Annotated in this window: 21 protein-coding genes; 13 read left to right on the forward strand and 8 right to left on the reverse strand. The window is 65.0% G+C overall.

Going from position 1 to position 20131, the window contains the following annotated elements:
• The first annotated feature begins 14 nt into the window (after nucleotides 1-14).
• The 4 genes from AWB83_RS35935 (at nucleotide 15) to AWB83_RS02675 (ending at nucleotide 2344) form a co-directional block, all read left to right on the forward strand.
• On the forward strand, nucleotides 15-197 hold the full coding sequence (locus tag AWB83_RS35935; protein ID WP_143750003.1) for a hypothetical protein: 183 nt from the start codon (nucleotides 15-17) through the stop codon (nucleotides 195-197).
• A 12-nt stretch (nucleotides 198-209) separates the two neighbouring features.
• Complete coding sequence (locus AWB83_RS02665; RefSeq protein ID WP_244197542.1) at nucleotides 210-476, forward strand: hypothetical protein; 267 nt, start codon at nucleotides 210-212, stop codon at nucleotides 474-476.
• A 196-nt stretch (nucleotides 477-672) separates the two neighbouring features.
• Nucleotides 673-1548 (forward strand): IclR family transcriptional regulator, encoded by an 876-nt coding sequence (locus AWB83_RS02670; protein ID WP_087042701.1) that lies wholly within the window; start codon nucleotides 673-675, stop codon nucleotides 1546-1548.
• A gap of 7 nt (nucleotides 1549-1555) precedes the next feature.
• Entirely contained in the window at nucleotides 1556-2344 is a 789-nt protein-coding gene (locus AWB83_RS02675; RefSeq protein WP_087042702.1) for an IclR family transcriptional regulator, read from the forward strand.
• Between the two features lie 61 nt (nucleotides 2345-2405).
• On the opposite strand, the gene AWB83_RS02680 is transcribed toward AWB83_RS02675, so the two are convergent.
• The 3 genes from AWB83_RS02680 to AWB83_RS02690 are packed head-to-tail and all read right to left on the reverse strand — an operon-like array spanning nucleotide 2406 to nucleotide 5411.
• On the reverse strand, nucleotides 2406-3332 hold the full coding sequence (locus tag AWB83_RS02680; RefSeq protein ID WP_087042703.1) for a LysR family transcriptional regulator: 927 nt from the start codon (nucleotides 3330-3332) through the stop codon (nucleotides 2406-2408).
• Nucleotides 3333-3351: 19 nt separating this feature from the next.
• Nucleotides 3352-4908, reverse strand: coding sequence for an MFS transporter (locus tag AWB83_RS02685; protein ID WP_087042704.1), 1557 nt, complete (start codon nucleotides 4906-4908; stop codon nucleotides 3352-3354).
• Complete coding sequence (locus AWB83_RS02690; protein WP_087042852.1) at nucleotides 4905-5411, reverse strand: MerR family transcriptional regulator; 507 nt, start codon at nucleotides 5409-5411, stop codon at nucleotides 4905-4907. The genes AWB83_RS02685 and AWB83_RS02690 overlap by 4 nt, the downstream gene beginning before the upstream one ends.
• Before the next feature lie 173 nt (nucleotides 5412-5584).
• Between AWB83_RS02690 and pssA the strand changes: the two genes are divergently transcribed.
• Entirely contained in the window at nucleotides 5585-6193 is a 609-nt protein-coding gene (gene pssA, locus AWB83_RS02695; protein ID WP_087042705.1) for a CDP-diacylglycerol--serine O-phosphatidyltransferase, read from the forward strand.
• A 123-nt stretch (nucleotides 6194-6316) separates the two neighbouring features.
• On the opposite strand, the gene AWB83_RS02700 is transcribed toward pssA, so the two are convergent.
• The gene (locus AWB83_RS02700; protein WP_087042706.1) at nucleotides 6317-7528 is read right to left on the reverse strand and encodes an MFS transporter; all 1212 of its coding nucleotides are present in this window, start codon (nucleotides 7526-7528) and stop codon (nucleotides 6317-6319) included.
• A 233-nt stretch (nucleotides 7529-7761) separates the two neighbouring features.
• Between AWB83_RS02700 and AWB83_RS02705 the strand changes: the two genes are divergently transcribed.
• The 3 genes from AWB83_RS02705 (at nucleotide 7762) to AWB83_RS02715 (ending at nucleotide 11132) form a co-directional block, all read left to right on the forward strand.
• Entirely contained in the window at nucleotides 7762-8118 is a 357-nt protein-coding gene (locus tag AWB83_RS02705) for a response regulator transcription factor (RefSeq protein ID WP_087042707.1), read from the forward strand.
• A 148-nt stretch (nucleotides 8119-8266) separates the two neighbouring features.
• The gene (locus tag AWB83_RS02710) at nucleotides 8267-10471 is read left to right on the forward strand and encodes a PAS domain-containing sensor histidine kinase (RefSeq protein ID WP_087042708.1); all 2205 of its coding nucleotides are present in this window, start codon (nucleotides 8267-8269) and stop codon (nucleotides 10469-10471) included.
• On the forward strand, nucleotides 10461-11132 hold the full coding sequence (locus AWB83_RS02715; protein ID WP_087042709.1) for a response regulator transcription factor: 672 nt from the start codon (nucleotides 10461-10463) through the stop codon (nucleotides 11130-11132). Before AWB83_RS02710 ends, AWB83_RS02715 begins: the two co-directional genes overlap by 11 nt.
• A 15-nt stretch (nucleotides 11133-11147) precedes the next feature.
• Here AWB83_RS02715 and AWB83_RS02720 read toward each other — a convergent pair whose 3' ends face one another.
• Nucleotides 11148-11339, reverse strand: a complete 192-nt coding sequence (locus tag AWB83_RS02720; protein ID WP_087042710.1) for a hypothetical protein — start codon at nucleotides 11337-11339, stop codon at nucleotides 11148-11150.
• A 135-nt stretch (nucleotides 11340-11474) separates the two neighbouring features.
• Nucleotides 11475-13049: a sensor domain-containing diguanylate cyclase gene (locus AWB83_RS02725; RefSeq protein WP_087042711.1), complete on the reverse strand. Its 1575-nt coding sequence runs from the start codon at nucleotides 13047-13049 to the stop codon at nucleotides 11475-11477.
• 453 nt (nucleotides 13050-13502) lie between these two features.
• On the opposite strand from AWB83_RS02725, the gene AWB83_RS02730 reads away from it, so the two are divergent.
• From AWB83_RS02730 to aroQ, 3 genes are all read left to right on the forward strand, one after another.
• Nucleotides 13503-14921: an MFS transporter gene (locus AWB83_RS02730; RefSeq protein ID WP_087042712.1), complete on the forward strand. Its 1419-nt coding sequence runs from the start codon at nucleotides 13503-13505 to the stop codon at nucleotides 14919-14921.
• A 106-nt stretch (nucleotides 14922-15027) separates the two neighbouring features.
• On the forward strand, nucleotides 15028-16086 hold the full coding sequence (locus AWB83_RS02735; RefSeq protein WP_279629070.1) for a Gfo/Idh/MocA family protein: 1059 nt from the start codon (nucleotides 15028-15030) through the stop codon (nucleotides 16084-16086).
• A gap of 43 nt (nucleotides 16087-16129) precedes the next feature.
• Nucleotides 16130-16576 (forward strand): type II 3-dehydroquinate dehydratase, encoded by a 447-nt coding sequence (aroQ, locus tag AWB83_RS02740; RefSeq protein ID WP_087042714.1) that lies wholly within the window; start codon nucleotides 16130-16132, stop codon nucleotides 16574-16576.
• 83 nt (nucleotides 16577-16659) lie between these two features.
• Here the strand turns inward: aroQ and AWB83_RS36665 are convergent, their stop codons facing one another.
• Together AWB83_RS36665 and AWB83_RS02745 are read right to left on the reverse strand one after the other, a co-directional pair.
• On the reverse strand, nucleotides 16660-16812 hold the full coding sequence (locus AWB83_RS36665; protein WP_167389054.1) for a hypothetical protein: 153 nt from the start codon (nucleotides 16810-16812) through the stop codon (nucleotides 16660-16662).
• An 80-nt stretch (nucleotides 16813-16892) separates the two neighbouring features.
• Nucleotides 16893-17156 (reverse strand): hypothetical protein, encoded by a 264-nt coding sequence (locus tag AWB83_RS02745; RefSeq protein ID WP_087042715.1) that lies wholly within the window; start codon nucleotides 17154-17156, stop codon nucleotides 16893-16895.
• Between the two features lie 344 nt (nucleotides 17157-17500).
• On the opposite strand from AWB83_RS02745, the gene AWB83_RS02750 reads away from it, so the two are divergent.
• Nucleotides 17501-18901: an amino acid permease gene (locus AWB83_RS02750; RefSeq protein ID WP_087042716.1), complete on the forward strand. Its 1401-nt coding sequence runs from the start codon at nucleotides 17501-17503 to the stop codon at nucleotides 18899-18901.
• A 23-nt stretch (nucleotides 18902-18924) separates the two neighbouring features.
• A complete protein-coding gene (locus AWB83_RS02755; RefSeq protein WP_087042717.1) occupies nucleotides 18925-20124 on the forward strand; it encodes an amino acid aminotransferase in 1200 nt (399 codons plus the stop codon).
• Nucleotides 20125-20131 lie beyond the last annotated feature (7 nt).

Below are 20131 nucleotides of genomic sequence, written 5' to 3' on the forward strand. Positions count from 1 at the left end.
GCAAGCGACAGAGCATGACCGCTGAAGTCGAAGACCAGAAGCACGCGGACGACAAGGGCCGCTGGCACAAGCCACGGCGCCCGGTTTCCTCGCAGGACGTGAGCGTGAATGTAGACGCAATGGGCCTCTTCGGTTTGACGTTTCCCGAAGCGTATGGAGCGCTTCGAATGATGTCGGAATGGAAGGATTGTTCGTGAACGTTCCGTGCAATGCAAGGCACGATTGCCGGTGTAGTGGAGGTTGAAATGGAAGCCGTCCGGAAGTCCCTGCGCGATATTTTCGATACCTGGTTGCCGCCGAATCACGCGATGCCCACACGCATCAGCGCCTTTCGTCATTCCAGATACAAGCGAGGCGTACGAATCGAGGCGGAGCTTGCAACCGGCGCCGTGACGATTTGCTTCTTTCGTCACGAGGGAGGCGGATGGCACGTGTTTCCGCCCGACCCGCGCAGGCCCGCGCTGCCGTTTGCATGATGTTCCGTAGTTCGACACGTGCGCGCGGAAGGTCTGGCGCACGGTTTCAGGGGTTTTCCCGTATTCCGCCGCGCACCACACACGCCAATGATCTTTCAATGTACGGAACGTATTTCGGACCTCGTTGACCCTTGCGCCACCGGAACTCTGTAATGGACCCTATCGACGGTGTCACCAACACAACCCGGAGTGCTCGATGAATCTGCAGGCGCGTCAGGCGGTTCAATCGGCCGCTTCGAGTTCGACGCCCGGCTCGAAAGCCGCATCGGGCGAAAGCGAACGACCCGCAAGAGAGCGCGAGCGCGGCGGTCAGGCGATGGTCGCCCCGCTCGCGCGCAGCCTTTCCATTCTGGCGGCGTTCACGCCGCAAACGCCGTGGCTTTGCAACCAGGAGCTCGTGCTCGAAACCGGCATTCCCGCGCCTTCGGTGTCGCGCATGCTGCGCTCGCTCGTCGCGCTTGGCTATTTGCATTATTCGCCCGAGCGTCGCAAGTATCGGCTGGCCGCCCCCGTGCTTTCGCTCGGCTATGCCGCGATTGCGCATTCGAACGTTCAGCGGGTCGCGCGGCTGGAAATGCAATCCTTCGCCGATGCCAGCGAAAGCTATGTCGTGCTCGGCGCGCGCGACCGCCTCGATGTGATCGTCCTTGAAACGTGCGCGGGCAGACCGGGCGCGCTGGATCTGAATCTGTCCGCGGGCACACGCCTGCGCATCGCGTCGTCTCCGATGGGCTGGGCGATGCTCGCCGCGTTGCCCGAGCTCGAGCGCTTCTATCTGCTCGGCAACGTCGAGCGCAAGACGGAACGCGAGTGGCCGCTTCTCCGGCGGCGCATTACCGAAGGCATCTCGCAGGTGCATAACGCGGGGTATTGCATGTCGCTCGGCGAATGGGAGGCGGAGCTCGCGATCGTGGCCGCGCCGCTCGTCATCGCGGACAGGACACCGCTCGTTCTGGCGTGCATCGGCAAGAGCGCGCGCATGGGGCGGGCGCGCATCGAGCGCGAGCTGGGTCGGCGTCTCGTCGCGGCCGCGCAGTCGTTGCAGCAGCAGGCGCTTTTTGCAGGAGGTTGAAACCGACATGAGCAACGCCGGCGAAGCACGCAGCATCACGCTCACCGTGGAGCGCGGCCTGGAAGTGTTGAGCGCGTTTCATGCGGAACGCGCCCCGCTCTCCAATGCCGAACTCGTGCGCCGCACGGGTCTTTCGAAGGCGACGGTGTCGCGCCTGACGACGACGCTCATCCGCATCGGCTTTCTGCGGCGCGCGGGCGGCGGGCGTCTCTTCGAACTGGGCGCGGGCGCGCTCGGCATCGGTCACGCGTATCTGGAGACGAGCCCCGTCACGCGGGCGGCGAATCCTTATCTGCAGGAACTGGCGGACAAGCTCGATGTTTGCGTGGCGCTCGCCGTGCCGCATCATCTGCATATGCTTTATGTCGCGTGCGGCATTAGCGCGAAGATCTCGACCTTGCGCACCGGCGTGGGATGCCTGCTGCCGATGGAATCCACGGCGCTCGGCCGCGCTTATCTCTATGGCTTGCCGGAGCAGCGGCGCGCGTCGCTCCTCGATGAACTGCTGCAGGCGGCGGGCGAGAGCGCGGGCGCCGTGCGTCGCAATATCGACGCGGCGTTCGAGGATTTGAAGCGAACCGGCGTATGCGTATGCATCGGCGAATATCAGCGCAATGCGTACGGCATCGCGCTGCCGATTCGCGTCGGACGTGCGCAGACGTTGATGTCCCTGAACTGCGGCGCGATCGAGCTGCAGCCCGAGGGCGCGGCGATTCGCAGGAAACTGATGCCCGAACTGAAGACGGCGTCGCGCAAGCTGACCGAACTTCTCGCCGATGTCGACTGCGAACCTTGAGCATGGGCCATGAACAAGGCCGCTTGACGAGGGCTTGTTCGTTCATGCGTCACACCACCGGTCAGCCGAGCTCCGCGGCGTCGCTTGCCAGGATGTGCGGAAAGAAATCCCTGATGAACTCGACGAAGGTCCTCACCTTCGCATTGAGATACTGACGTGACGGATACAGCGCGTGAAGCGTCAGCGATTGCAGACGATATTCCGGCAGCACGCGCACGAGTGCGCCGCTTTTCAACGCGGCGCCCGCCGTCGACATCGGCAATGCGCCGATGCCCACGCCTTCGCGCAGCGCGACGGCCAGCGCCCCCGCGACATTTACGCCGAAGTTCGCCCTCGCGAGAGGAAAGACTTCCGTTCCGTTGGGGCCTTCGAAGGTCCAGTAGTCGCGCGGAAAGATCGTGGAGACGAGCTGATAGCACGGATGACGCGAGAGGTCATCCAGCGTGCGTGGCGCGCCATGCTCGCGCAAATAGCCGGGCGACGCGCACAGCACGCTGTGCACCGTGCCGAGCCGTTGCGCGACGAGGCTCGAATCGGGCAATTCGGCGACGCTCGCCTGCACCGTGAGATCGTAGCCTTCGTCGATGATATCCGGCGTGTGCTGCGAGAGCGTCAGGTCGATCGAGACGGCCGGATGCTGCTCCTGATAGCGCACGATGGCGGGCACGACATAGGACTGACCGAGGCTCGTCGATGCGTGGATGCGCAACTGGCCGGAAGGACGCACTCGCGCGTCGGCGGCTTCGGCTTCCGCCTGATCGACGCAGGCGAGGATCTGCTCGCAACGTTGCAGATAGCGCCTGCCCGCTTCGGTCAGCGTCACGCGCCGCGTGCTGCGATGCAGGAGCCGCGCGTTGAGATGCGCCTCCAGCGCGGCGATGGCGCGCGATGTCGCGGCCGTCGAGGTATCCATGCGCAGCGCGGCGGCGGTGAAGCTGCCTTCTTCGGCTACGCGAACGAACATCCGCATGCTGCTGAGTGTGTCCACTTTCTTTGCTCTGAGACGGTCAATCGATTTTCTTCTGCCATATCGCGATCACGCTTGCGCAGAGCGCGACGCCGATGATGTAGTAGAAGCCATCCAGCGAACTGAGGAAGTTCGCCTGCTGTGTGACGATGCGGCTGATCTCGACGAGCGCCAGGCCTTTCGCTTCGGAAGCGCCGTGCCCCATGTTCTGGAAGCCGCCGACGAGCCCCTGATACGCGCTCTGGAAGATCGGGTTGTACGGATTGACCGCTTCGACGAGCCGCGTCTGATGCAGCGCGACGCGATGCTGCTCCAGAATGATGATGGTCGCCGTCGAGAAGGAGTACGTCAGCTGCTTGACGATGTTCTTGAAGCGATAGCCGTGGCTGTATTCATCGATGGCGAACACGCGGAACGTGAGATTGGCCACCGGCAGCGCGATGAAGAGCAGCAGCATGCCGCGCAGGATCATCGGCAGGATGAGCCACGGCATGCTGACGTCGGGCGGCATGTTGATCATCCATGTACCGACAAAGGCGGCCAGCAGGAAGCCGGTCGTGATCAGCCATTTCTTGTGCTTGATGCGCGACGAGTAACGGAAATACACGACGGCCATCGCGAGCGACAGCATCGACGTGAATCCGACGAGCCGCCCGGCGTTTTCCACCGGATAGCTCAAGCCGCCTTCGAGCAGGCGCGAGACGAGAAAGCTCATCGCGTTGCTGATGTAGTAGAACGCGATGTACAGGACGATGCCCACCTGAAACGTCTTCTCGCGCAGCGCATGCAGGCGCAGGAGCGGCCTCGGGTGATGCCACTGGTGCCACACGAACCAGCCGAGCGAAAGCAGGCCGGCGGCGGTCAGGACGATCAGTTCGGGCGAGCCGCTGAAGAGCTCGAAGCGCACTTGCTGCATGACGATCTGCAGCGCGCCCTGCGCGAACGCGAAGATGATGTACGGCCAGAAATGCGTGTCGCCGCGTTCCTCGGGATGAACGCGCCCCGCGGAGGGCACGGCGAGGAACGCCAGCACGCCGAGCACGACGCCCGCGAACGCGCTGCACGTGAAGAGCGCACGCCAGCCGACCCACGCGACGAGATAGCCGCCGCACAAGGGCGCGAGCGCGCTGCCGAGCAGGATCATGTTGAGAAAGCGGCGCGTCGCTTTCGGGCGCTGCTGCGGCGTGAAGCGGGTCTGGATCAGGATGCGCGCCGCGCTCATCATCGGGCCGATGAAATAGCCCTGGAATCCGCGCGCGAGGGCGAGTTCGATCGCTGATTCGGACAGCGTGGCCGCAAGCGCGCCCGCCGCGAAGAGCAGCAGGCATCCGGCGATATAGCGCCGGTTGCCGATGCGCTCGATCCACCACTGCTGCTGCAGGATGCCGAGCACGGACGCGACTGCATACGCGCTCGAAGCCCAGACCAGCTCGTCCGACGACGCATTGATGCCGCCCGCGATATAGCTCGTGAAAAAGGAAAAGATGGAATTGTCGAAGTAGTCCAGGCCGGTCGCGAGCGCAATCGCCCACGCGAAGGAGTCGGCGCGCAAGCGCTCGGCAATCGCCTTCGGATATCTGGTCGACGCGGCGATCATTCGTCATCGCCCCTGGCGCTTTTCGCTTTGCGCGCCTTGCGCGCGGCCAGCCGTTCCTGAAGCAGCGTTTCCTGGCTCTCGCCCGCGATTCTGCGGCGCAAATAGTCGAGGTCGCTGGAAAGCTCGCTGCGCACCGCCTGCGCTTCCTTGAGCTCGCGGCGCACGGCTGCGATGCGCGCATCCACGGCTTCGATTTGCTGCGAAAGCGCCTGTTCTATCTCGCGCAGCGACGAGGCGGAATAGCCCGTGCGGCCTTCGCCGAGCGTTTCCACGGGGCGCTTCAGCATCTCGACGATGCCCTGCAGCGAAAAGCCAAGCGAGCGCAGGCGCAGGATGCGCGCGAACAACTCGAGATCCTGCTCGCTATAGAGCCGGTAGCGGCCCTCGCTGCGCGTGGGCGTGACGAGCCCGCGCTCTTCGTAGTACTTGAGCGTGCGCGGCGTGACTTGCAGCCGCTCGGCGGCGTCGCGGATGGTGAGCCGCGCGGGCTTGGTCGAGGACATGACGGACATCTAGAGTGCGGCGGTCGATGCCGTGCATTATAACGCAAACCTGTACGTTCGCGTACAGGTTTGCGGGCATGCGGCGTGCTGTCGAAAGAGGGTGCGATGATAGACTTGAGAGACCAGGCGGCGCCCGCGTCGGACGCTGCTCGACCGTCACGAAACAGAAACGAATGAAACGATTCTCGATGATCCGCGATTTCCACCTGGCCGACTGGTTCACGCTGGGCAACGCGGTATGCGGCACGGGCGCGCTGTTCTCGTCGATGTCCTACCTCGACGATTCCGACGTCGTGCATATCTATCTCGCCTGCGCGCTGGTGTTCGCGGCGCTGGTGTTCGACGTGCTCGACGGTCGCATCGCGCGCTGGCGCCAGAAGGCGTCGCTGCTGGGGAAGGAACTGGATTCGCTCGCCGACGTGATCTCCTTCGGCGTCGCGCCGGCGATCATCGGCTATGGGTTCGGCATGCGCGGCCTCTATGACCGCGTGATTCTGGCGTATTTCGTCGCATGCGGCGTGTCGCGTCTCGCGCGCTACAACGTGACGGCGGAAGAGATGTCGGGCGGCAGCGGCAAGGTCACGCACTTCGAAGGCACGCCGATTCCCACCTCGTTCCTGATCGTGCTCCTGCTGACCCTCGGCGCGTGGATGGGCGCGATCGGCGAGAGCATGTGGTTCGGCGCGTGGCGCATCGGCGCCTTCACGCTGCATCCGCTCGTGCTCGTCTATGCGGTCTCGGGCTCGCTGATGATCAGCCGCATCCGCATTCCCAAGCCCTGAGCCCTGAGCGGTAACTTCTCCGTGAGCGATCTCGCAAGGAATTCCACGAAGATTCGTTCGCCGAGCGCTTCACGCCATCAGCCGCGGATACAGGCGGTTCATCCGTGCGTATAGGCGCGCGACTCAGTGATGTGCCGCGTGATGCCGCCCGATCAGAAGGAAATGCGCCAGCGCGACCAGCGGAAACGCCGTGGCGACGAGCGCGACGAACGTCCAGCCGCCATGTTCATAGAGCGGGCTCGCGAACGCCGAGCCGAATGCGCCGCCGACGAAGATACTCGTCATATAGACAGCGTTCAGCCGGTTGCGGCTCGATGCATGCAGTGCGTAGATCTCGCGCTGGCCGAGCACCATGTTCATCTGCACGGCGAAGTCGAGCACGATGCCCGTCACGACGAGCGCGCCCACGCCCCACGCGGGATGGATCACGACGGGCAGATACGCGAGCGCGGCGAGAACGAGCGCGATGAAGGTCGCGCGCACGGTGTGGCCTGCATCGGCGAGACGCCCGGCGATCGGCGCGGACGTCGCGCCCGTCGCCCCGATGAGCGCGAAGATGCCGATGGCCGTCTGCGTCAGCCCGTAATGGCGCGTGAGCTCGACGGGAACCGCGGTCCAGAAGAGACTGAACGACGCGAACATCAGCGCCTGATAGAGCGAGCGATGACGCAGCACCGGCATGGTGCGCACGAGATGGCCGAGCGAGCCGATCAGCTGGAAATAGGTCGCCTGGTGGCTCGGCTGGCGGCGCGGGATCGTGAGCGTGAGCACGGTCGTGATGACGACCATCAGCACGGCGGCGGCGCCGAACATCGCGCGCCAGCCGAAGTGGCCCGCAACGAGACTCGAGATCGGCCGGGACAGCAGAATGCCGAGCAGAAGCCCGCTCATGATCGTGCCGACGACCTTGCCGCGCGATTCGTCCGGCGCGAGGTGCGCCGCGAGCGGAATCAGGATCTGCACGGCCACCGACGAGAAGCCGATCAGGAGCGAGATCACGAGGAACCAGCCGGGCGCGTGCGCGAACGCGGCGGCCGCGAGGCTCGCGATCGAGACGAGCGCGGTCGCGATCATGAGCTTGCGGTTTTCCAGCAGATCGCCGAGCGGCACGATGAAGAACAGGCCGAGCGCGTAGCCGATCTGCGTGAGCGAGACGATGAGGCTCGCCATGCCGCCCGCCATGTGCAGATCGGGCGCGATGAGTTCGGTGATCGGCTGCGCGTAATAGAGATTCGCGACGATGGCGCCGCAGCAGAACGCGAAGAGCGCGATCAGGCCGCGTGTGAGCTCGATGCGCTTCGCGCCGTCGAGTGCGGTCGATGTTGACGTCGACATGAAGGTTCCCTGAGTGGCAGAGGGGAAATATACGGCCTCGGCGGACAACGTGCAGGAGGCGCTTTCCGGCCGCTGGATGAAAGCGGGCGCTTCAACCTATACGTACATATGATTTCCCGGTCATCGCCGCGTGCGTAAGATAGCTTCCATCCAGGCGGTGGACCAGTCCCATGCCCGCCGAACTTCACGCACGGTCCAGGACAACGCCCTTGCAATCGCCTTCAAGAGTCTCCGTGATCGACGATGACGAATCCGTCCGCGTCGCCTCCTCCAGCCTGCTGCGCTCGCTCGGCTGGGCGGTCAGCCTGTATGCGTCGGCGGAAGCGTTTCTCGACACCGATTCGCTCGACGGCCTCGCCTGCGTCATCACCGATCTCAACATGCCCGGCATGTCCGGCCTGCAACTGCAGCAGCGCCTGCGCGAGCTCGGGCTCGGCGTGCCGGTCGTGTTCATTACCGCTTTCGCGTCGGATGCCGCGCGCCGCCAGGCGCTCGACGGCGGCGCCGTGTGCTTTCTGAGCAAGCCCGTCGACGGAACCGCCGTCGCCGATTGCCTCGAGCGCATCCAGCAAGGCTTTTGGAAGGATTAGAATCACAGCGTAATCCGGCCCGCGCGCATGCCTTGTCGCGGCGCGCAGGCCGCGATATTTCTCAACGAACGCTTGTTCGAAGGCATATGACCATGTCGCTCGTTTCGTTCGTCGTTCGTAATCATCCGCCGGCGTCCGCTCGGCCGTGATGGAGACGTTCCAGAGCGCGCCGCGCGCGGGGCGTCCCGATGCCCGCATCGTGTCGATTCTCGCGGTGGTCATCGGCCTCGCCGTGTTCCTGATCGACGCGCTCACGCCGCTCGATATCGCGATCGCGGTGCTTTACGTGGTCGTCGTGCTGCTCGTCGCATCGACGGGCAATCGCACCGCGACCGTCACCACCGCGTGGGGCTGCGTCCTGCTGACGCTCATCGGCTTCATCCTCTCGCACGACGAGCAGGTGTCGAGCGGCGCGCTCGCGCGCTGCGCGGTGAGCCTGGTCGCGATCGTCACGACCGCAATCCTCACGCTGCGCAATCAGGCCGCCACCACGAAGATGCAGGAGCAGCTGGAACTGCTCAATCTCACGCACGATGCGATCGTCGCGCACGACATGAACGACCGCATCACGTTCTGGAATCGCGGCGCCGAGGCGCTCTACGGTTTCCCGGCGCGAGAGGCGCTCGGCCAGCCGATTCATCGCATGACGCAATCGACCTCGCCCGTGCCGCACGCGCAGATTCGCGCGGAGCTGCTGCGCTCGGGCCGCTGGGACGGCGAGATCACGCGCGTGCGGCATGACGGCGGCGAGATCGTCATCGCGAGCCGCGCCGCGTTGCTGCGCGACGCCAAAGGCATGCCGCGCGCCGTGCTTGCGACGAGCAACGACATCACCCAGCGCAAACGCATGGAAGCCGAGCTCCAGCGCCAGCGCGAGGAGCTGCGCAAGACGATCGACGCGATTCCCGGCATGGTGTGGAGCTCGTCGTCGGATGGCCGGCTCATCTTCATCAACCGCCGCTGGAACGATCTCGGCGTGACGCTCGACGAAGGCGGCGGCGACGTGTGGCGCACGATCGTGCACCCCGCCGATTTCGCGCAGATGCAGCGCGACTGGCAAGCCGCGATCGCGGCGGGCACGCCGTTCGAGAACGTCTCGCGCATTCGCGGCGGCGACGGCCTCTACCGCTGGATGCATCTCGGCGCCGAGCCGTTGCGCGACGCGACCGGCGCGATCCTGCGCTGGTACGGCGTCAACACCGATATCGAGGCGCGCAAGCAGGCCGAGCATGCGCTGAAGCGCAGCGAGGCGTTCCTGCTCGACGCGCAGCGCCTCTCGCGTACGGGCAGCATCGCGACGCGCCTGCCCGCCGGCACGATGTGGTGGTCGGACGAGGCGTATCGCATCTTCGATCATTCGCGCGATATCGCGCCATCCATCGACGCGATCCTCGCACGCACGCATCCCGACGACATCGCGATCGTGCGCGGCGCGCACGAATCGGCGATGAGCGGCGCGCGCGAAATCGACGTCGAGCATCGGCTGCTGCTTCCGGATGGCTCCGTCAAGCATGTGCATTTCGTCGCGCATCGGGCATCCACGGAAGCCGACGGCGACGAGTACGTCGGCGCGCTGATGGACGTCACTGAAACCAAGCTCGCGCAGGAGGCGCTCGCGCGTTCCACCGCCGAGCTCGCGCACGTGACGCGCGTCACGATGCTGGGCGAGCTCGCCGCGTCGATCGCGCATGAAGTCACGCAGCCGATGGCCGCCATCGTCACCTGCGGCGACGCCGGCTTGCGCTGGCTCGGCCGCGAGAAACCGGACATCGCGGAAGCGCAGCAATCGATCACGCAGATGATTCGCGATGCCAGGCGCGCGAGCGAAGTCATCGCGCGCATCCGCGCCATGGCGAGAAAGCGCGACAGCCAGCCCGCGACGCTGGAGATGAACGAGATCGTCGGCGAGACGATCGAACTCGTGCGGCGCGAGCTGGCGCGTCATCGCGTGGAGGTGCGCACCGATCTCGCGATGCCGTCGCCCACGGTGCGCTGCGATCGCGTGCAGTTGCAGCAGGTGCTCATCAATCTGATCATGAACGCCGCCCAGGCGATGTCCGGCGTGGCCGGGCCGCGCACGTTGCGGATCGCGACGGGCGACAGCCGGGGCGAGCCCGGCTACGCCGAAATCACCGTGCAGGATTCGGGCACGGGCATCAGCGAAGAAAACGCCCGCCGGCTCTTCGATGCGTTCTTCACGACGAAGGCCGAAGGCATGGGCATGGGCTTGTCGATTTGCCGTTCCATCATCGAGGCGCACGGCGGCAGGATATGGGCGGAAGCGCCCGCTGAAGGCGGCGCGCGCTTGCGCTTCGTGCTGCCCGAGAACGAAGGGGGAGACGATGAGCACTGACAGCGGCGCGGACACGAAACCGAACGGCGCGATGGTCTACGTGGTCGACGACGACGATTCGATGCGCGATGCGCTCAGCATGCTGCTGCGCTCGGTCGGATTGAGCGCGATGACGTTCGCGTCCGCGCACGAGTTCCTCGCCTACGACATGCCGGACGTGCCGAGCTGCCTGATCCTCGACGTGCGTCTGAAAGGGCAGAGCGGCCTCGCGGTGCAGGAGCAGATCGCGGCGAGCCAGCTCGGCCTGCCGATCGTCTTCATGACCGCGCACGGCGACATCGCGATGACCGTGAAGGCGATGAAGGCCGGCGCCAGGGACTTTCTCGCGAAGCCGTTTCGCGACCAGGACATGCTCGATGCCGTCGCGCAGGCGCTCGAAAGCGACGCGCAAAGGCGCACGGCGAGCCGCTCGGTGGCGGACTTGCGGCGCTCGTACGAAACGCTCACGCCGCGCGAGCGCGAGGTCATGGCGTTCGTCGTATCCGGTCTGATGAACAAGCAGATTGCGGCGGAGATGAACCTGAGCGAGATCACCGTGAAGATTCATCGCGGCCAGGCGATGAAGAAGATGGCGGCGCGCTCGCTCGCCGATCTCGTGCTGAAGGCCGAGGCGCTCGGCGTGAAGATGCCGCAGGGCGCGTCCACGCCGCCGCGCGCGTAGCGGCGCTGGCCGCGTTTATCGTTGCGGCGTCTCGATGGACGTCGCAGCCTCTTCGCCGAGCGCGATGCGCTCCAGCGGCAGTTCCGTGTCGTAGCCCGCGCGGTCGAGCGCGCTCCAGTCATGCGGCGCGTTGACCGAATACCATGCACCGAACGCCAGCACGGCGGCACAGCCCGATAACAGCCTGCGTGTCGATGCGTCGCTCATGATGCGCTCCCTGTGCGTGACCCTGAAGTCAGCTTAAGGAAGCGCACGCGCGCCCACCATTCTACGAACGACTCGGCGCGCCTATACGAACGTTTGACGCTTCGTCACGCAGCGTGCAACGGCAAACGGCGAGCTTTACCAGGAACGGGTTCTGTGCTCCTGCGCGACGACCGCCTGTTCTTCGTTGCTCGCCGGCGGGCTGTCCTGATCGGAGAACCGGTATGCGCCGCGTTCCTGCGTCTTCACCTCGTAAAGCGCGGCATCGGCGCGCTTCAACGCGCTTTCGAACAATTCGCCCGGCCGGGCAAGCGCAATGCCGGCGCTCACGCCCACGCGCACGGTCTGTCTGCCGGCGAGCGTGTAGGGCGCCGACAACTCGCGAATGATCTTCTGCACGAACGCCACGCTCGATGCGTCCGCGATATACGTCGCGACGATCGCGAATTCGTCGCCGCCGAGGCGCGCGGCCAGCTCGCCGCGCCGCATCGCGTTGCGCAGGCGGTCGGCGACGAGCCGCAGCAGCTCGTCGCCCGCGTTGTGGCCGTGCGAGTCATTCACGCGCTTGAAGCCGTCGAGATCGACGTACATCACCAGCACCTTTTCGCGCCCGGCGCCGCCCGCCATCAGGCGTTCGGCGTGATCGCCGAGATAGCGGCGATTCGGCAGGCCCGTGAGCGAATCGTGATGCGCCCAGTGCAGGATCTTCGCCTCGTTCTTGCGGCGCTCCGTCACGTCCTCGATGATGATCACCGCGCTGCCGTCCGGCACCGGATTGCGGCTCAGCTCGAGCTGCCGGCCATCGCAGAGTTGCAGATCGAGCGGCAGATTGCCTTCCCTGAGCCATTGCGTGCAGCGTTCGGAAACCTGCGCGCGCAGCGTCTCGCCGAACTTCGCGAGCCCGACGAATCCGATGAAATCCGGCAGGGGCACGTTCATGCGCAGCATCTCGACGGTCGCGCCGAACAGCTCCGCCGCCTTGCGATTCGCGATGATGACCTTGCCCGACGCATCCACGGTGCACAGGCCGTGCGGCATGTGCGCGAGCGCGGCGTCGAAGCGCGCGGCGATTTCGGCGTGGCCTTGCTCGGCGGTCATCAGCGCGACGAGGCCGTGGTAGTGACGGTGCACGACCGCGCACATCGCGCCGATATAGAGAAAGAGCGGCGGCACGAGAATCCAGTAGCCTGCCGGCCCGAAAAGCGCGCCGACGCCGATCGGCACCGCGCCCAGGCATACCTGCGCGATCGCCAGATGCGGCGTGCCCGCGTTGCGCGACGCGATGCCGCCGAGCAGCCCCGCCGTCACCATGATGGCGAGCGCTGCCAGCACGGCATCGCCCGAGACCACGCAGGCCATCGTGCCGAGGCCGGTCACGAGACACATCGCGAGGGCGAACGGCGCATAGCGCGCGGCCCATGGCGCGGGATGCGGCGCGCTCGGCCGGCTGAGCGCGCGGTAGCGGCACACGATGCCGACGCGCACCGCGAGCAGCAGCGCATCGCCCGCGACCCAGAGAATCGTCCAGAGCGCGTGCAGGCGCCCGAGCGCGATGACCGCGACGAACGCACTGGAGACGCCGGACAGCAGCAGCGGACGGATGTCCTCGACGAGCGTCGAGAGCAGCGATGCGCGAATGGCGGCCGTGATTTGCCCGTCCCCTGCCGCCGGCGTGGCCAGAATGGATTCGATCAAGGACGGGTTGCCTGACATACGGGGGAGCGGACGCGATGGAGGACGGCGGCGATGCCCTCACCGCCGGTGATCGTGTTTACGGCCGCATGTGCACAAGCTTTAGGCAGATTTCGCCTCGCCCGGCTTTCGAGCCAGCGGATTATTCGCTCGGAGCGCATTCTGATTTTCCTCCAGGATCGATTATGTTTTTGGCGAGACATAGTAATTTAACGCCGAAGCCTTTCATCGCATACGCGGCGCGCGGGTTTTGCCTCATCGAAAGCTTTCCATTCAGGGGCGATCATGAATGGGCGTCCCTTGTGCACGGCGCATCGGATGTCGCCGGGTGAGGGATCAAAGAAGAACTGTGATATCGATGTAAGAGCATCGTCGTGATGACGGCCGGAGAAAACCGTCGAACGATCCAAAAAAAGCCTTGAATGAGACCCGGGCAAGGCGCGCATGCGCCGACTCCGGTCGACAGGAGACGTCATGGATACGAACTCTCTTTCGCCCGATGCACAAGGCGGGTCGCACGCCGAGCATCGCAAGCAGACGAAGAAGGCCACCGCGAGCGGCTGGATAGGCTCCGCGCTCGAATACTACGACTTCTTCATCTACGCGCAGGCCGCATCGCTCATCTTCCCACAGATTTTCTTTCCCTCCGGCAACCCGAAGGTCGCGATCGTCGCGTCGCTCGCGACATATGGCGTCGGCTACGTCGCGCGGCCGATCGGGGCGTTCGTGCTCGGCCACTGGGGCGACACGCACGGCCGCAAGACCGTGCTCGTGCTGTGCATGTTCCTGATGGGCTTCTCCACGATGGCCGTCGGCCTGCTGCCGACGTATCAGAGCGTCGGCATGCTCGCGCCGGCGCTGCTCGTGATCCTGCGGCTGGTCCAGGGCTTCGCGGTCGCGGGGGAAATCTCCGGCGCGAGCTCGATGATCCTCGAGCACTCGCCATTCGGGCGGCGCGGGTATTTCGCAAGCTTCACGCTGCAAGGCGTGCAGGCGGGGCAGATTCTCGCCGCCGCCGTGTTCCTGCCGCTCGCGTACTACATGCCGGAGGAGGCGTTCAATTCGTGGGGCTGGCGCATCCCGTTCCTGCTCTCGGCGGTTGTGCTGATCGCGGGCTACATCATCCGGCGCGAAGTGCACGAGACGCCCGCTTTCGAGCGGGAGGGCGAGAAGGGCGCGGTGCCGCGCTCGCCGATCGTCGACGCCTTCAAGTACAACCTCCCCGACATGATCCGCGTCGTCTGCATGGCGCTGATGAACGTGATTCCCGTCGTCGCGACGATCTTCGGCGCGGCCTATGCGGTGCAGTCGGCCTACGGCATCGGCTTTCACAAGAGCGTCTATCTGTGGATTCCGGTCGCGGGCAACATCATTGCCGTGGTGGTGATTCCGCTCGTCGGCAACCTGTCGGACAAGATCGGGCGCAAGCCGCCGGTCATCGTCGGCGCCATCGCCTCGGGCCTGCTGTCGTATCTCTATCTCTACGCGATCAGCATTCATAGCGTCGGCATGGCGATCGTCGCGTCGCTTCTGATGTGGGGCATCGTCTATCAGGGCTACAACGCGATCTTCCCGAGCTTCTATCCCGAACTCTTCCCGACGCGCACGCGCGTCTCCGCGATGGCCATCGCGCAGAACATCGGCACGACCATCACGGCGCTCCTGCCCGCGCTCTTCGCGACCGTCGCGCCGCCCGGATCGACGAACGTCCCGTTCACGATCGGCACGATCACGCTCGCGGTGACGATCATCTCGGCAATCGCCGCATGGAGCGCGCGCGAGACGTTTCGCATTCCGCTCAGCCAGCTCGGCGAGCCGGATGCGCGGCCGGTCGAGAAGTCGGAGTACGACCGTCTGCGCGCGGAATCGGTGGCGAACGCGCGCGCTTCGTAAGTCGCGGACCGGCTCGATCCAACTCCATGGTTCTCTCACGGCGGCGCGGGCTCGCGCCGTCCGCGTGCCTTCGTGCGCGCTCTTTTTATCCATCCGGTGAATCCCAGTGAACACAGACTCAGGCAAGACACGCATCGCAGTGGCAGGCGCGGGCTATATCGGCCAGGCGCACATGGGCGTTGCGCAGAACAGCGCGACCTGCACGCTTTCCGCAATCGTCGATCCGGCGCCCGCGGCCGCCGCTATTGCGGCGAAAGCGGGCGTGCCGCTCTACAGGACGCTCGATGAGCTGCTCGCGAAGAATCGCCCCGACGGCATCGTGCTCGCCACGCCGAATCAATTGCATGTCGAGCACGCGCGCATCTGTCTTGCGGCGGGCGTGCCGGTGCTGCTGGAAAAGCCGATCGCGCCGACCGTCGCCGAAGCGCAGGCGCTCGTGGATGAAGTCGAGCGTTCGGGTGCGAAGATGCTGATCGGCCATCATCGCGCGCACAGCCCGATCATGGCGCGCGCGAAGCAGGTGATCGACGAAGGGCGTCTGGGCAAGCTCGTCGCGGTGATGGGCAGTGCCGTGTTCTTCAAGCCCGACGAGTACTATGCCGATGCACCCTGGCGGCGGGAGCCGGGCGGCGGCCCGATCCTGCTCAACATGATTCACGAGGTGCACAACCTGCGCATGCTGTGCGGCGACATCGTCGCGGTGCAGGCGTTCGCATCGCACGCGACGCGCGGCTTTCCCGTGGAGGATACCGTCGCCATCAACCTGCGTTTCGCGAGCGGCGCGCTCGGCACCTTCATGCTCTCCGACACGGCCGCGTGCCCGCGCAGCTGGGAGCAGACCTCGCAGGAGAACAAGGCATATTCGACGTATCCCGACGAAGACTGCTACGTGATCGCGGGCACGTTCGGCTCGCTGTCCGTGCCGACGATGCGCCTCAAGTCCTACGCCGCGGCCGGCGACCGCTCGTGGTGGAAGCCGTTCGAGGAAAGCATCGTGCCGATGCAGCGCGACGATCCGCTCGCGCATCAGATGGAGCATTTCGGGCGCGTGGCGCGCGGGGAGGCCGAGCCTATTGTCAGCGCGCGCGACGGGCTTCAGAATCTGCGGATCACCGAGGCCATCGTGCTTGCCGCGACGAGCGGCAGGATCGTCGAGACCGCCTGAGTCGCATTCACCATCCCGTTTCATTCCAATCGAAGGAAATTTCATGGCAAAGATCCTGACGCTGCACGGCGTCAACCTCAACATGTTCGGCAAGCGTGACCCGAAGCAGTACGGCACGGCGACGCTCGCGCAGATCGACTCGGACCTGAGCGCGCTCGGCAAGGAGCTGGGCGTGGAAGTGGAGTGCTATCAGACGAACAGCGAAGGCGAGATGTGCTCGCGCATCCATCGCGCGTTCGAGGAAAAGGTCGATGCGGTCGTGATCAACGCGGGCGCGTGGACGCATTACAGCTACGCCATCCGCGACGCGCTCGCCATCCTGACCGTGCCGATCATCGAAGTGCACATGTCGCACGTGCACGCGCGCGAGGAGTTCCGCCACAAGTCGGTGTTCGCGGAGATCGCGAAGGGACAGATTTCCGGCTTCGGCGTGGACAGCTATCTACTGGGCTTGCGGGCCGCGGTTTCCGCGATCAGCGCAGGGAAGTAATATTGGGAGGAACGGCTTTACGGTTCTCCCGGCGGGGCGTGCGCTCGCGCCGCGCCGGTTTCCGGTTCGAGGCTGCGCGGTCTTCAGACCGTGCGGCCGAAATCCTTCGAGCGTTTGGCGTTCGGCTCGCGCACGCGCCGCGGCTCCTGATCGCGCCGGGTCGCACCGCGGATGAACAGCACCGCACAAATCGCGCAGATCGCCCAGACAGCTGCGATGATCGTCAAGTAGTTCATTCTCTTCTTCCAGATGCGATGAACGCGGGCGGTTTGCAGCCGGTCCCGCGTCAGCTCCCTATATTTGCCTCACGCCTGCCTCAAGACTGCGAAGCGGGCAGCGCGAGGAGACGGCCAATCAGCTGTTGGGCAAGCGCGTGTTGCTCGGTGATCGACGCGGCGTCGTCGGCGGCGGGATTGCGCCCGGCGCGCAGCTTGCCCGCGAGACGCATGATGTTGTCCGACACCCCCTGCAGCGTGCGCAGCAACTCGGCTTGCGTGGCCGGCGCGCTTTCCTGCGTTTCTTCAGCGACAAATCCGGCCGTGCGATGCGGCCTGGCGCTACCTTCCATCGTCTGATACATGGCGACTCCTCGTGAGTGCATGGTGCGATTCTGCTGCCGGCGTGCGTAAAGCAATTCTCCGAACAACACCCGATTCCGGCCTCAAATCGTCTGCTATATCGCCTTCGCGACCGTGGTATTCGCGGGGCGGGGTCCGCCCATCAAGGCTTTGCGGCCGCCGGGCGGTAAAATCGCGGATTCGTTTTCGGGCAGGCAGCGCGCTCGCGCCGACAACCGGAAACCATTCGCACAAAAAAACAACACTTTTTACCCGAAAAGGACCGCCGGTAGGTGGTCGAAATGACACGATCGAGCGTGCATCCCAGCGGCGCACGGTAATTTTTGCGGTTCTGGCAGGCATCGACATGGTTTCAGGCAACACGAACGAAGCAACGCAGCACGACGAACTCAGGCGCGGACTCAAGAGCCGCCATATTCAGTTGATCGCGCTCGGCGGAGCGATCGGCACCGGCTTGTTTCTCGGCGTCGCGCAGACGATCGAGCTCGCCGGGCCGTCCGTGCTGCTCGGCTACGCGATCGCCGGTCTGATGGCGTTTTTCATCATGCGGCAGCTAGGGGAGATGATCGTCGACGAACCCGTCGCCGGCTCCTTCAGCCATTTCGCCGACAAATACTGGGGTCACGCCGCCGGCTTCGTTTCGGGCTGGAACTACTGGGCGATCTACATCCTCGTCAGCATGGCCGAGCTTTCGGCGATCGGGATCTACATGCAGTACTGGTGGCCGGATCTGCCGGCGTGGGTGTCGGCGCTCGCGTGCTTCGTGATCGTCAACGCGATCAACCTGACGAGCGTGAAGTCCTACGGCGAGACGGAGTTCTGGTTCGCGATCGTGAAAGTGGCGGCCATCGTCGGGATGATTCTGTTCGGCGGCTATCTGCTTGCATCGGGCAAGGCGGGGCCGGAGGCGAGCGTCGCGAACCTGTGGCGGCTCGGCGGGTTTTTTCCGAACGGCGCGAGCGGACTCGTGATGTCGATGGCCGTCATCATGTTCTCGTTCGGCGGGCTGGAGCTCGTCGGCATTACGGCGGCGGAAGCGGAAGATCCGTCGCGCAGCATTCCGCGGGCGACGAACCAGGTCATCTATCGCATTCTGATCTTCTATGTCGGCGCGCTCGGCGTGCTGCTCTCGCTGTATCCGTGGGACAAGGTCGCGGCCGGCGGGTGCCCGTTCGTGCTGATCTTCCGCGAGATGAACAGCACGCTCGTGGCGAACGTGCTCAACGTGATCGTGCTGACCGCCGCGCTCTCCGTGTACAACAGCGGCGTCTATGCCAACAGCCGCATGCTGTACGGCCTCGCGCAGCAAGGCAACGCGCCGCGCGCGCTGCTGCGCGTGAACGAACGCGGCATTCCGCTGACGGCGCTGGCGGTGTCGGCGCTCGTGACAGCGGCATGCGTCGTGATCAACTATATGATCCCGGGGCGCGCGTTCGGCCTGCTGATGGGCCTCGCCGTGTCGGCGCTCGTCATCAACTGGGCGATGATCAGCATCATCCATCTCGGGTTCCGGCGGCAGAAGCGCGCGCGCAACGAAGCGACGGCGTTTCCGAGCTTCGGCCACCCGCTCACGAACTACGTCGTGCTCGCGTTCCTCGCGGGTATCGTGTGGGTGATGTACGAGACGCCGGACTTGCGCCTGTCCGTGTACCTGATTCCGGTTTGGCTGGCCGTTCTCGGAATCGGCTACTATCTCAAAAAAAGGGGCGGTGATGCGGATCGCGCAAACCGTCTTCCATCTCGCTGATCTCTCGTCCTGACACCATCACCATGTTCGAACATATCGATGCCTACCCCGGCGACCCGATCCTCTCGCTGAACGAAAACTTCCAGAAGGACCCCCGCACCAACAAGGTCAACCTGAGCATCGGCATCTACTTCGACGACGAAGGCCGCCTGCCCGTGATGCAGGCCGTGCGCGAAGCGGAACTGTCGATCCTGAAGGACCTGGGCCCGAAGCCCTATCTGCCGATGGCCGGTTTCGCGCACTATCGCGACGCGGTGCAGGCCCTCGTGTTCGGCAACGACAGCCCGCCGCGGGCGGATGGCCGCATCGCGAGCGTGCAGACGCTCGGCGGCTCGGGCGCGCTGAAAGTGGGCGCCGATTTCATCAAACGCTATTTCCCGCAATCGAAGGTGTGGGTGAGCGATCCGACTTGGGAGAACCATCGTTTCATCTTCGAGCGCGCGGGCTTCGAGGTGAACACGTATCCGTACTACGACGAAGCCACCGGCGGCCTGCTGTTCGACGCGATGCTCGAAGCCATCGACAAGCTGCCCGCGAAGAGCGTTGTGCTGTTGCACGCGTGCTGCCATAACCCGACGGGCGTCGATCTCGATGAGGCGCAATGGGTGAAGCTCATCGACGTGCTGCAAAAGCGCGATCTGCTGCCGTTCGTCGACATGGCGTATCAGGGATTCGGCTCGGGCCTCGACGACGACGCCTTCGCCGTGCGCGAACTCGGGCGCCGCGGCGTGCCGGCGTTCATCGCCAATTCGTTCTCGAAGAATTTTTCGCTGTACGGCGAGCGCTGCGGCGGCCTGCACGTGATCTGCGACGATGCCGCCGAGGCCGACCGCGTGCTCGGCCAACTGACGAGCGCGGTGCGCGCGAACTACAGCAATCCGCCGACGCATGGCGCGAAGATCGTCACGCACGTGCTGAACACGCCAGAGCTCAGGCAATCGTGGCAGGAAGAGCTGGCGTCGATGTGCCAGCGCATCGCGCGCATGCGCCGGGCGATTCACGACGGCCTGAAAGACCATGTGCGCGGCGAGATGCTGACGCGCTATATCAAGCAACGCGGCATGTTCACGTACACGGGCCTGGTGGCGGAACAGGCGGATCGGCTGAAGGAAGAATTCGGCGTCTATATCCTGCGCTCGGGCCGCATGTGCGTCGCGGGCCTGAACGACGGCAACGTGCAGATCGTCGCCGACGCTATCGGCAAGGTGCTGGCAGCGAAATAAGCGCCGT

Source organism: Caballeronia ptereochthonis (genome assembly GCF_001545075.1).
Classification (GTDB): Bacteria; Pseudomonadota; Gammaproteobacteria; order Burkholderiales; family Burkholderiaceae; genus Caballeronia; species Caballeronia ptereochthonis.